Here is an 11,866-nt window from a genome sequence, read left to right as displayed (position 1 = left end):
TGGTACCCCCAACTATGCGGTCACAATTATGTTGTAGCAAACCTAACACCGAAAGTATTGGAAGACCGTCGAGAGGCAGTTTTTCAACTTTCACATGAAATGCTCCATGTCCTTGTAACTGACGGCCAAACGAAAACAACAAACAACCTTGAAGAAGGTGTTGCAACACACTTTTCGGTTCTGATGACAGAAGATTATGCTCTGGATCGGGCCTATGCAGAACGCATTATCCCAAACACTGCATATGCACACCCTCACAAGCTAATTCAGGAATTACTGGCAATTGAGCCAGATGCAATTGTTAGACTGCGGAAGGTTCAGCCAAACCTAGGCTTGGTTACAGCTGATGACTTTGACAAAGCTGGCTTACACTCTGTTCCAGCAGCCCTTATTCAAGAGCTTATAAAGCTCATTGATTACTCCCATCCTTCCCAACCTACCCAATAAGAAAGTTTGCGCTATGTCTTTAACCGTAGACCTGTTTCAGAAGCATTACGACTTGCGCGAACAGGAACAGGCAGAGGTTCACTACAACGACGACATACCCTACTGGTTTCAACGGGCAATAGAGGAAAAGGACGTTGACAAATTAGCCCGGAGCATCGTGCGGTCGTACCAAGAAAGAAATTACCAAGGCTTGAATGAGTACCTACGTGGAGAGAAGAGAATCACTAGCCTCTACTACGAGCATAATGCAGAACTTCTGAACCGGATTATTGACGAGTTACCATCTCCACCCAATACTACCTTGTGGAGAGTGGAACATTTCTTAGAAGAAAAGTTAAAATGGGCTGAGAAGCACATTGGGAAAGTTCTGCTTGTCCCATCTTTCTGGTCAACATTCAGCCAACGCGACCGGTGTCCAGTAGACCCTACGTTCCAAATTGAGGCTTCTGCTAATACCCGAGCCAGAATGATTGCAGATTTTACCGGCTTCCAACTAGGTGAAGCGGAAGCCCTTTACAAGAGCGGCACGCTTTTCAGAATAACCGCAGTGGACACTTGCGTTTACTTGGAAGAAGTAGACAATGTTAAAGCTGATATTGTGGCCTATAATGGTTACACAATCAGTCAAGATGATGAAGACCATGAGGACTTAGGTCCTTTGTCTTTGAGTGATATGGGCATCATTTAACGTGAACAGCTTCCTCTACAACTCCGCCCCTACCTTTGCCGCCCGTTAACCAGTTTGCAGGAAGATGAGCGGCACCGATACTATCAGCGCGTTTGACAAGGCACGCAATGGCCTTTGGGTTTCTATTCAAAAGCGTCTCGCCAACCTCTACGAAGCAGAAAAAGGCTTCAAAAGCAGCCTACGCTTCACTGACACCTTCCCCTTCGCTGCCCATACGGTAGAGTACGAAGTAATGGCTGAATACCAGAATCAGCGCACCCGGCTCCGCGACCTGTTTGTGGACGAAGTGCAAGCGCTTGGGGAATTGGTAAAGGCAATTAAAAACAAGTCCTACGCTGCTGACGACAAGAAGCAGCTTTTCTTGCTGATTCTTGGTTACGCGGACTTGCTGTGGACCGTGTGCAGTGGGCTTGAAGAGTACGTTTCGACCAAGCAGCCTGTGGATGCCGAGTTGGAGGAAGCGAAGGCCAGCTTTGAGCGCGTTAAGGCATTTGCTAGGTTGAATGTGAAGGGAGTAGGCGGTCTAATTTGAACCCTGAAATAATTTCTGAACACCGCCTTAAGCTATGCACTACTTCTTCTCCAACTACAACAAGATATTTGGCATCTTTTCGCCAAGCAATGTCATTCAATTCGAAACAATACCGTTAGCAGTTGCAGCCAATCCTATGTTTATTTTAGTACCTCAAAAGAATATAGGTGAGAAGGTTTGGGCTGGCACTAACATCCAGGTACAGCTCAATATTTTTTCTAATTCTGGCAATAAACAAGGTTTGCGAGTCGGGAAATGGAGAACGGCAGCCTCTTGGAACAGCGATTACGCCTTTACCCCTTGCTCAATTAAAGTTGAATTTATTGACCCACATGGTATTGTCCAAGAACACAGATTTACCCCCAGAGCCTTTACGGTTGAAGATGTAGCGAAAGAAGTAGTGGAATTTATCCAAGAGGTAAGCACATGTGATAGTTGGTCTAGCTTTGACATTTTTCGAGAAAACAAGCAACTAAAGAAGAAAGTCGAAGAGTTAAAAAAGAAGGTAAATAACTTGGAGGAAAAGCTAGTTACGAAGCATTAGCATGTAGCAAAAAAGCCACCTTGAAGGTGGCTTTTTTCATGGTTAATTGAATGATTCGAGCCTCACATCAGTATGGGCATTTGGCTAAAAATTTCTCCTTGTAGTTCGCGTCCGGCTGCTTTCTTGTTCTTCCCCCCCCATTGTTTAAAAAAGAAGGCTACGTCTTGTTGTTGGCAATGATTTTTAATGTCAATAACCCACTCTTCTTTCATGGACCTGATATTTCCTTGGCCTGATTCGCCGCCCACGATTACCCACTGTAGACCTGTTAAATCTAAATTAGGTAGAGGCCCAATCAGTGGTTCACACGACAAGAACTTGATTTTGGCACCGGTGCCTTTTAGAAAATCAATGCGGTCCATAACCTTTTCATTTTCCACAGATACACCCATCCATATGTTGTCTGTCCAACGAAGCTTGTTACTGTACTGATAAAGCAGTTCAGCACGTTTAGTTAACACTTGGAAGATATGCTGCGGGTTGTTGTTCATGACCTCAAAGACCTGCTGAATGAAAGCAAGTGGAACCTCGGGGTGGAACAAGTCGGACATAGAGTTGACGAACACTACTTTCGGCTTTTTCCACGAGTACGGAAGGGAAAGAGCGTCTGGGTGAGTACGCACCGCGAAGCCGTCAGCATATTTTTCCAAGCCCATTGCCTGCAAACGCTTCGTCATTACTTCCGCGTAGCAGAACTTACAACCAGCTGAAATCTTAGTACAGCCCGTTGTTGGGTTCCACGTCATTTCCGTCCACTCAATGCTCGACTGGGCCATTATGTCATTTTTTTAAATTGCACTGTTCTTTTTGGCTTGTAATCCAAATAGTTTGCTCTCTTTTTAGGCTTATCCAGACCATCTAAAGCAACGACATCTATTTCTCCACTTTCCCGAAGACAATTAAGAGCAGCGTTCGTTGCTTTTGTTAAGTAGCCACACTTAACCCCAAACTCGTATAATTGCCTGTTCGTAACGGGGGATGAAAAGATTAAATCCCGAACTTGACCAATGTGCTCGTCCTGAGGAGCAAACAAGAGCATTTGACCGGAAGCAGCTCGCATGGAGTATTTTCTCCCATAATTAGAATCAAGTTTCCAGCAAGCCTGATTAAACACGTCCAGCCCTTTTACATTTGGCGTAAAAAAGAAGAGAGTATATTCATTAAATTCATTTGTTTCTAAAGCAAACGCAGAGCAATATTCCGCCCCCAAAGCTTCTGCCAACTTAATTTTTAAAGCTTTGGCAAAATCATCAAGACAGGAAAACCGAGGAATACTGCTACCAAATAATTCTTCTAGCAGCCGCTTCAACGGCTTAAAACATTGAAGCACCTCTTCTTCCGGTATATCCTCTGCGGCTTTGTTCGCAAACCTATACATGTGAGTTGTAGGCAGAAACAGGAGAATCTCGGTGCTTCCAGAGGAGAACAAAGACTGTAACTGCCCAGGGCGAATTGATTTATACCCCCAAGGGTCAATAAACACCAGCGCTTTTTCAACACTACTTAGCTTGGCGACAGTCTGCTCTACCTCTTGTAGCATTTCAGCATACTCTACTCCTGAGTAACCAACCGTCACCTTTGAAGTAGGAAGAGGAATTTTGGATGCGTGAGTTTCAACACGGTCAATTTTTCGAAGTCCTGCTTCTACGTCAGACTGCCCAAAGTCATTTAAGCGCACGTTCAAGCGCAATTGGGAATGTGGGTAATCAGAGTAGTAGGAAAGGACAGTACGCAATGCTTTAAGTGCACTGCCTTCTGCTCCATCCTTGTATTTACCTTCCCCACAAAGAACATCGTACAGGTGAATACGGGAGAAGCGAGTGTTCCCCATGATGCTTAGGTACACACGCAAGTACTCAGTATAGAGCTTCACCTTAGCCTGTGAGTGTTCCTGCAATACCTTCTTTGTGGACACGCCTTTGCTACTCATTTTAGTTAATTATGTAAGTATACCCAAATTATTAGCAATGCGTTACTGACAGGACTATACAATCTGACAGACACAAGCTTTACTCGGCAATATCACTCAAATCGCACTCCACACCAAGTGTGTTCAGTAATAGCAACTCGTCATTTCACAATTCTTAAACGAGCGTTCATGCTTGGTGAAGCCCATGGCATGGACATTATTTAATCGGACATTTTTGAAATGTCCAAAAGCAATCACATTTCCTGCACACCCCTAACCTAAGCAGCAAACCCATGACTTCCTTCGTTGCCTACTACCGCGTCAACACCGCCAAACAAGGGCAATGCGGCTTGGGCTTGGAAGCACAGCGAACCATGGTGCAAGCGTTTGTCAAAGACGGCGCGTTGCTTGGGGAGTTTACCGAAGTCGAATCGGGTAAGATTTCCGACCGGCCAGAGCTACATAAGGCTATTCAGTTGGCGAAGAGAAAGGGTGCAATGCTCGTTATAGCCAAACTAGATAGGCTTAGCCGCAACGTCTCTTTCATTGCGTCGCTAATGGATGCCGGGGTGGAGTTCGTAGCTACTGACCATCCCCAAACCAACAAATTCACGGTTCACATTTTCGCGGCCCTCACAGAACAGGACCGCGACACGATTTCGGACCGAACCCGTAAGGCGCTCCAAATTTTAAAAAGCAGCGGCAAGAAGCTTGGGTCACCGGAGAATCTGACCGAAGAAGCGCGAAAGAAAGGATTAGAGACGCGCAAGACCAACGCCCTGAACAACGACGCCAACCGCAAGGTAACTGCGCTGATAGTGGCTAAAAATGCCCAAAACGCCAGCTTCAGCCAGATAGCCGCCGAGCTGAATGAACTTGGTTTTACGACCCGACGCGGCGCTGCTTTTACCCACAAGTAAGTTCAGCGGCTTTGGGAAAGGGCGGCTGTGAAAGCGGACTAGTTAGCTACACAAACTCGGCCACGAAAAAGAAAGCGCTTACCACACACGCTGTATAGGGCATCAACATGGCTACGCGCTCCAAGTAGCTTACGATTTACTTTCGCAGAACAAACCCCGCAAGCAACGCAGTTAACACCCCACTCAAAAGCAAGGAAATAACCACCGCTAAAAACAAGCTCGTCAGCAGGTATTCCACAGAAGGTTGGCGGGTAACCGGATCCTTCTATAGGTTGAAGTAGCAGCGAGTTGCTGTACCTCTCTGGTTCAGCGATTTAACAATTCAGTTAAGTCTTCACCAAGCTTGTAGCCTTAACTGGAGTTAAACACGCAGAGGGCGAGTTGGGTAGAAAAAAGAATGCCGGTTGGATTGCTCCCACCGGCACCCAAGTGTAAAAGTACGCTACACGCCCGCCTTAGCCAGTTTGTTGTCTAGGACTTCAAGCGTGGAAAACAGTTTATCCGCGTGGTCGTAAATTGTGTCTAAAGTAGCCAGTTCGTAACGCGTCTCTTTTTTATCCGCGTCCAAGAAGCCAATGTACTTCTTGCTGCCGTTGAGCCACAAGCGGCATACCGTCTTGCGAATGTTGTCGTCCAAGAGCACGTTCAAGTACGATTGAGTGTCACGGTAAACAATGCGTTGCGCGTCCACTTTGGGGCGCAAAATGGACTTGACGATCAGATACGATTCGCGCTCTTCGTCGGTGAATTCAGTACGGGGGCCTGTTGCTTCGCTTGGCGTCTCAATGGGAGCGGCGCTAACCACCGTTTGAATTTCTACCAATTCGTTCTCCTTAGCCAGTGCTGACTTCAAGCGGTCGCTGATCATTTCGTTAATCAATTGGTGCGACGACTTGCGCACAATGCCGGTGAACTGCTCCATTGCCTTCGCGTTGAGCATACCCGGATAAACCTGCTTGGCAAACAGGCGCACAAAATCGACTGACGGCTCCTTTAGCTCGGCGGCCAACAGCTCCTTCACCCCCTTTGTGTACTTCAGTTCGGAAGCAGTACTTAAGATCTGCTCAACGTTGAAGGCCGACTTGTGAAACTTCTTCAACTCGGCAATGACGGCGTCGTTGAGGTCCGTAATGTCGAACTCCCAAAAAGGCTTCTCGTCCATTTTATTCGGCTCTAACAGGTCCGAGTAAAAGCGGTAGCGAATGCCGTTGGTCAGCAAAGCGAAGCGCGTGCTGGTAACGTGGAAATAGCGGAACAACTGCGTGGTATGGGGGTCCAGCTTCTCGCTCCAATGCTTGCACTCGATAATGATAATGGGCTGGTTGTCCTTTTGAATGCAGTAGTCGACTTTTTCGCCCTTTTTCAAGCCTAAGTCGGCAATGAATTCAGGAACGACTTCGAAGGGATTGAATACGTCGTAACCGAGAGCCGCCAAAAAAGGCATAACAAAGGCCGTTTTGGTCGCTTCTTCAGTCGCAATAGATTCTTTCATTCGGGCGATACGTTCGCCCAAAGCGCGGATTTGGTCAGAAAAGTCCATGGATTGTGTATTGAGAGAAATAGAAGGAGTAAGCTAATTGAAAGTGGAACTGTAGTAGGATTTAAACAACTGCAAATACCACTGCCACAATGTATATACTTAGGAAATTATGGTGCAACTGACACCAGCTATTTTTTCCTGATTGCGTAAACTTTGCCTGAGTCTTATCTTCGACACATGACCAATCTAGACCTGACCCAACTGCAAGGCATTTTAGCCGATGCAGGAAAAAACGAAAACAAGCTGCGCGACTTGAAAGCAGCCGTTCGGAAATTGCAAGTAGCCGTTGACGAAGTAGCGGCTGTACTGGACGACAATTACGAACCCAAGAAGCGGGCAAAACCAGGCCGCAAAGCCGGTACAACAGCAGGTGGGACAGGTCGCAAGCCAGGCCGCCCAAAGAAGAATCCGGAAGCATAGGGTTAAACACAAGCCCCGATCTATATTCGGGGCTTTTTTCGGGCAAGCACTTCGCCCGCAGTTGCAGCAGGCCATGTAGCTCTGGCCTAGGTGCTGGCGATCGCCAAGGTTGACCGGATCAGCCGAAGAACAACGAGCTCACCGTTCATAATTACGCGGCCCTCACCAATGACAGACGATTACCTATGAAATGGAGGTTGATTTTGCCTTGAGAACTACATCTGGTGATTCAACATACGCACTACTATTTTTTCACTTAGGCTAAAATTTCAACCAAGAGCTTTTTTGAAGAATCTATTAGCAGGCATTAAGCTATCACAACAGAATGCAGACATGAAAAAAGGTGATCAAACTTATTAGAAATGAATACCTATTTAACAAGTACTGGTTATACCCTGCTTTACGACTCATCAAGTCTGGCACCCGCCACCAAGTGGCTGCCTACTTGCACGTTCTCCCCATTTGGAGGAATCACCTCGCAAATCGACTGCGCCGTTTGCAATTTCTAAACCTAATACAATGTATTTGGGCACTTACATCTAAAGTAGGAGAGCGGTATGCACTCATATCCCTCTTGAAATAAATACGGAGCTTGCTAGCTTTACTCCGGAACTCGCTCCATGAATATCCATTATTGCCTACAGCGCATGGATAACTTAACAGGTCTCCTATTTGACCATAAACAGCCAAAAAGGTGATTTATACCTTAATGATTAGTCCGAATCCAAATAATTAATTTTTATCTTTGAATGATCCAGCTTTTATCCTCTGTTGTTAACCTGCAGAGTTACTTCCTTATTTGTTTCGTAAGCTTATTGCTTGCCACTCCGATCCAAGCTCAGCCTTCTAAGCCTCCGCTGGGTGCCAACCTGATAAATCGAAACCTACTACCACCATCCCCTGATGCGGCGGCATTAGGCAAGTACGGGGAAGTGCCGGTCAGCTTGTATACCGGTATCCCGTCCGTCGATATTCCCCTGTTTAGCCTGCCCGGCCGCACGGTTAACGTGCCGCTTTCCCTGCAGTACCACGCCAGCGCGGTCCGCCCCGATCAGGTGGCGCCGTGGACCGGCATGGGGTGGACGTTGAACGCCGGCGGGGTGGTCACGCGCACCGTGCGGGGCATTCCGGATTTCGGCACGTATTGGCCGAACCAATACCCGATACCCTACGGGTTCAGCACCTGGTGCCGCAACCAGAACGACAACGCCGACCCGACGAACTATTACCGCTACATCCAGGACGTGCTCAGCGGGCTCAAGGACAGCCAGCCGGACTTGTTTTCCTTTAACGTGCAGGGCTACTCCGGCAAGATCGTATTCGATCAACAAGGCCAGCCCTTTACCATTCCGGCCCAACCCCTGCGCATCCAAGCCCCGTCACCCGCGACCCAGCAGGCGTGGGTACTGACCACTCCCGACGGCACGCAGTACACGTTCGCAGCTGACGAGTGGACCTTCAGCAACGGCTTCGTCGGCCAAACCGCGTGGTACCTGACCAAAATCGTATCCCCCCAGCAGGAGCAAGTCGACTTTGCGTACGGCGACTACACGTCCGAGATCGCTTACCCCCGCGCCGACGGCTACCAAGCCGTGAGCACCCAAACGGCGTACGTGGGCGATCCCAGGTGCGGCGAGTGCCCCAACACGTTGAACCTAGGTGACCGGCCCGGCACGCGGGTAAACGGAAAGTACCTGCGGCGCATCAGCAGCGCCACCCACCGCATCGACCTGCTCAGCTCGGCCAACCGCAGCGACGAGCCGGGCCTGCGCCAACTCAACGTCCTCCGCCTCAAGAGCGTGGCCGACAGCTCGCGCTTTCTGGAATACCGGTTGCGCTACGACAGCACCTACCCAAGCCGGTTGTTTCTCAAAGAAGTGCAGAAAGTAGGCGTAACCGCCGGCCAGCCGGATGTGCTCGAGCCGGCCCACGTTTTTGCGTACAACCTGTTGTGGGCCCCGCCCCGGGGCACGTACGACGTGGACCGCTGGGGCTACTACAACGCCGCGGGCAACCAGTACCCGTTCCCCAAGTGGACCGGTCCGAACCCGCAGCCGTTGCCCCCCGCCAACCGCGACACCCACCCTACCTACGTTACGTTTGGCCTGCTGCAACGCGTGGGGTACCCCACTGGGGGTCACACGGAGTTTGAGTTCGAGCCGCACGATTTCAGCAACGTCGCCGGCCCCCTTCACCAGGACACGCCCCAAACCCGCGACGTGTGTGCCCAGGCAAACGGACCGGGTACGCCTCCCGACGGGGTAGGGTGCAATGGCCAACCGACCCAGGAAACAACGTTCGAGATTCCCTTTTCCCAGACGGTCAGTTTTGCGTTCGCGGTTGACAATTCCATGTCGCCGGGCCAAGAGCCGGTAAGCGAGCTGCACGCCAGCCTGCGGCTGTACCCGGAAGGTAGTACTGCGATTGTTGACGAAATCGCCTATCCCCAGCAGCTGCCGAACCTGACTGCGCTGCGCTCCTTGCCGGCGGGCCGCTACCGGGCGGTGCTGCGGGTTGACGAGGCGCGTACCCTAAGTGCCCACGTGACCATCGCCTTCACGGCCCGGACGGTGCTTTCCACCCTTAAGCAGATTGGCGGTGGCACCCGGATCAAGCGCATCATCACCCGCGACGGAGTCGATGCCGCCCGTGACCAGGTAAAGGAGTACTACTACGACAACGACCGGCATACGCGCTCAACCGGGCGGTTGATTCACCAGCCCGTGTTTCACTCCCCTACGGCGTACATGGTGGTGAAAACCACCTCCGAAGCCCAGCCCAACACGTGCTTTTCCGGCTTAGGAGAAGAAACCTTGTGCCGATACGTGGTGCATTCGGCCGAGGACGTGGCCAGCGGCAACGGTTCCGCGCAAGGCAGTGCGGTGGGCTACGACACGGTGACGGTCATTCAGCGCCACCGCGGCACCAGCCTGCGCACCACCTCCGTTTTCCGCAACGAGGGCGCAGCAAGCGTTGACCTGAGCGACAGCCACGTCGCCGATCAAGGCTTCGTCTCTGCCGCCTTCGACGAGCAAAACGGCCAACTGCTGCAAACCCTGGAATACGCGGTCAGGGAGAACGGCGATCCGTTTAACCCCCTCGACATCCGCTTGGTGCGGCGCACGGCCCACCAGTACGGCAGCCCCCTGGTCAAGGAAACCTACATCCGAGGACTATCGATTGCCGGCGCGTTTGGGGACCTGCAGGAAGGAAGCCAGGAACCCTGCCGGACGATCCTGGCGCAATCCTACGAAACCCGGGTGGGGTGGTGGCCGCTGACGCGCACGGACGAGACGCGCTACGACGGGCAGGGCCGCAGCCAAACCACCACCACGAAGCTGGTGTACGAGAACCCCGCCCACCTGCAACCCGCGCGCCGGGAGGTCACCGACGCCAGCGGGCGCGTGCAGGTAACCCGCTTCAAGTACGCGCCGGATTACGCCGCGAACGTGGACCCAGGCCTTACCCAGCTGCAGGACAAGTTCATGGTCAGCCTGCCCGTGGAGGAGCAGCAATGGGTCCACTCAATTAGCCAAGCTCCGCAATGGTTGGGGGGCAAGGTGACCCGGTACGCCCCCAGCGCGACGGCGGGTCCGCTGCCTTCCCGGGTGTACGTGGCTGCGCTCTCGCGGCCCGCAGCTGCACCCGCAAGCGAGAACAAAGACGCTTCAGGCCGTCTGTTTACGTCGCTCCTACCCGATCCGCAGGCTTACCAAGCGCGTGCAGAGTTTTTCTACTCTTCCCTGGGGCAGTTGCAGCGCCAGGCGCTTACGGGCGACGTGCCCACGGCTTACCTCTGGGGCGAAGGCGGTTTAAGGCCAATTGCCGAAGTCAAGTTCGCCACCGAGGCTCAAATCGCGTACACGAGCTTTGAGCCGGGCAGCGCGGGCGGGTGGAGCTTTGGCGGCGCGGACGGGCAGTTTAATCCCCGGCTGCTAAGCACCTCGGCAATCACCGGCCAACGCAGCTACCGCTTAGACGGGGGCTGGGGCGTTCGCCGGGATAACCTGCCGCCGGGTGACTACGAACTAACCTTCTACGCCAAAGGCGGCAGGGGAAACAACATTGCAGTTTTTACCGATCAGGAGCTCAAGTGGACCGAAAGCCCGCTGAATGCGAAGGGCTTCGCGCTGGTCCGTTCACGCATTCGCATCACGCAGGGTACGCCAGCCATCCCGACCGGCTCGGTGAATATCGAAGCTTACGGACGCGCGATAGAGATTGACGAGGTTCGTCTGCACCCTGTTAGTGCACAAATGACGAGCTTAACCTACGATGGTCTAGGAGGTGTTACCTCCCGCACCGATCCTGCAAATCGCATGGTGACCTACGAATACGATGCTTTGGGTCGGTTGCTGCTCGCGCGTGATGAGCAAGGGCGTATAGTCAGTCAGCACGAGTACAGGTACTTCCAACCGTGATTGCGGGCATCCATTGCTCGGGCGGCAGCCTTATTTGACCTCATCTCGTGGCATGTACTACCTTTTTTCCAATTAGAAAACTAACTATTAACCTAGATATAACTCACAACGCAGGCGCTGCCAAGGTAAAACAGTCAAGTTAGACAGCTGTGATTGATTTGAAGCAGAAGTTTTAACTACTAATATTGCAACACCATTGGCTAAGTCCTACAGCCAATACCTGTCCCTACTGCCTTCATTCTCTATTGCAATGCTCGAATATCCGATTGTAAAGTCGGCAGGATCACCATTGCTAAATGAAAGCGCCACTTAGAGGACAATTCGCCTAATCCAGGTCCAGCTCAAGCTACTGCCGCTCGCATCAATATCCTGCTGATCCAGCGCGGATGCAGTCATTTCGCGATCTGCGCAGGTCCTTACAGATTCGCTACAGCCCAAGCAATTG

10 protein-coding genes are annotated in these 11,866 nt (G+C 51.3%); 7 read left to right on the top strand and 3 right to left on the bottom strand.

Annotated features, from left to right (window positions below):
- The first annotated feature begins 57 nt into the window (after positions 1-57).
- The 4 genes from ASU33_RS17255 to ASU33_RS17240 all read left to right on the top strand — a co-directional run bounded on the left by ASU33_RS17255 (position 58) and on the right by ASU33_RS17240 (position 2,211).
- On the top strand, positions 58-447 hold the full coding sequence (locus ASU33_RS17255; protein WP_149867283.1) for a hypothetical protein: 390 nt from the start codon (positions 58-60) through the stop codon (positions 445-447).
- Between the two features lie 13 nt (positions 448-460).
- Complete coding sequence (locus ASU33_RS17250; protein ID WP_059072070.1) at positions 461-1,135, top strand: ADP-ribosyltransferase; 675 nt, start codon at positions 461-463, stop codon at positions 1,133-1,135.
- Between the two features lie 64 nt (positions 1,136-1,199).
- Complete coding sequence (locus tag ASU33_RS17245; RefSeq protein WP_059072069.1) at positions 1,200-1,667, top strand: hypothetical protein; 468 nt, start codon at positions 1,200-1,202, stop codon at positions 1,665-1,667.
- Between the two features lie 34 nt (positions 1,668-1,701).
- Positions 1,702-2,211 (top strand): hypothetical protein, encoded by a 510-nt coding sequence (locus ASU33_RS17240; RefSeq protein ID WP_059072068.1) that lies wholly within the window; start codon positions 1,702-1,704, stop codon positions 2,209-2,211.
- Positions 2,212-2,273: 62 nt separating this feature from the next.
- Here ASU33_RS17240 and ASU33_RS17235 read toward each other — a convergent pair whose 3' ends face one another.
- The gene (locus tag ASU33_RS17235; RefSeq protein WP_059072067.1) at positions 2,274-2,987 is read right to left on the bottom strand and encodes a DUF5131 family protein; all 714 of its coding nucleotides are present in this window, start codon (positions 2,985-2,987) and stop codon (positions 2,274-2,276) included.
- Positions 2,987-4,141 (bottom strand): three-Cys-motif partner protein TcmP, encoded by a 1,155-nt coding sequence (gene tcmP, locus ASU33_RS17230; RefSeq protein ID WP_059072066.1) that lies wholly within the window; start codon positions 4,139-4,141, stop codon positions 2,987-2,989. The genes ASU33_RS17235 and tcmP overlap by 1 nt, the downstream gene beginning before the upstream one ends.
- A 272-nt stretch (positions 4,142-4,413) precedes the next feature.
- On the opposite strand from tcmP, the gene ASU33_RS17225 reads away from it, so the two are divergent.
- Positions 4,414-5,040 (top strand): recombinase family protein, encoded by a 627-nt coding sequence (locus tag ASU33_RS17225; RefSeq protein ID WP_059072065.1) that lies wholly within the window; start codon positions 4,414-4,416, stop codon positions 5,038-5,040.
- Between the two features lie 442 nt (positions 5,041-5,482).
- Here ASU33_RS17225 and ASU33_RS17220 read toward each other — a convergent pair whose 3' ends face one another.
- The gene (locus tag ASU33_RS17220; RefSeq protein WP_059072064.1) at positions 5,483-6,580 is read right to left on the bottom strand and encodes a type I restriction endonuclease; all 1,098 of its coding nucleotides are present in this window, start codon (positions 6,578-6,580) and stop codon (positions 5,483-5,485) included.
- 177 nt (positions 6,581-6,757) lie between these two features.
- Between ASU33_RS17220 and ASU33_RS17215 the strand changes: the two genes are divergently transcribed.
- Positions 6,758-7,000, top strand: a complete 243-nt coding sequence (locus ASU33_RS17215) for a hypothetical protein (protein WP_059072063.1) — start codon at positions 6,758-6,760, stop codon at positions 6,998-7,000.
- Positions 7,001-8,055: 1,055 nt separating this feature from the next.
- Positions 8,056-11,421: an RHS repeat domain-containing protein gene (locus tag ASU33_RS17210; RefSeq protein ID WP_160328233.1), complete on the top strand. Its 3,366-nt coding sequence runs from the start codon at positions 8,056-8,058 to the stop codon at positions 11,419-11,421.
- Positions 11,422-11,866 lie beyond the last annotated feature (445 nt).

Origin of the sequence: Solirubrum puertoriconensis, from assembly GCF_001483135.1 — a bacterium.
Taxonomy (GTDB): domain Bacteria; phylum Bacteroidota; class Bacteroidia; order Cytophagales; family Hymenobacteraceae; genus Solirubrum; species Solirubrum puertoriconensis.
The sequence above is the reverse complement of the archived record's forward strand: the minus strand, read 5'-3'. Positions and strand labels throughout refer to the sequence as shown.

Excerpts from the sequence above, each read along its gene's own strand:
- ASU33_RS17250 (WP_059072070.1), top strand. The coding sequence starts at position 461 with ATGTCTTTAACCGTAGACCTGTTTCAGAAGCATTACGACTTGCGCGAA.
- ASU33_RS17245 (WP_059072069.1), top strand. The coding sequence starts at position 1,200 with ATGAGCGGCACCGATACTATCAGCGCGTTTGACAAGGCACGCAATGGC.
- ASU33_RS17240 (WP_059072068.1), top strand. The coding sequence starts at position 1,702 with ATGCACTACTTCTTCTCCAACTACAACAAGATATTTGGCATCTTTTCG.
- ASU33_RS17235 (WP_059072067.1), bottom strand. The coding sequence starts at position 2,987 with ATGGCCCAGTCGAGCATTGAGTGGACGGAAATGACGTGGAACCCAACA.
- tcmP (WP_059072066.1), bottom strand. The coding sequence starts at position 4,141 with ATGAGTAGCAAAGGCGTGTCCACAAAGAAGGTATTGCAGGAACACTCA.
- ASU33_RS17225 (WP_059072065.1), top strand. The coding sequence starts at position 4,414 with ATGACTTCCTTCGTTGCCTACTACCGCGTCAACACCGCCAAACAAGGG.
- ASU33_RS17220 (WP_059072064.1), bottom strand. The coding sequence starts at position 6,580 with ATGGACTTTTCTGACCAAATCCGCGCTTTGGGCGAACGTATCGCCCGA.
- ASU33_RS17215 (WP_059072063.1), top strand. The coding sequence starts at position 6,758 with ATGACCAATCTAGACCTGACCCAACTGCAAGGCATTTTAGCCGATGCA.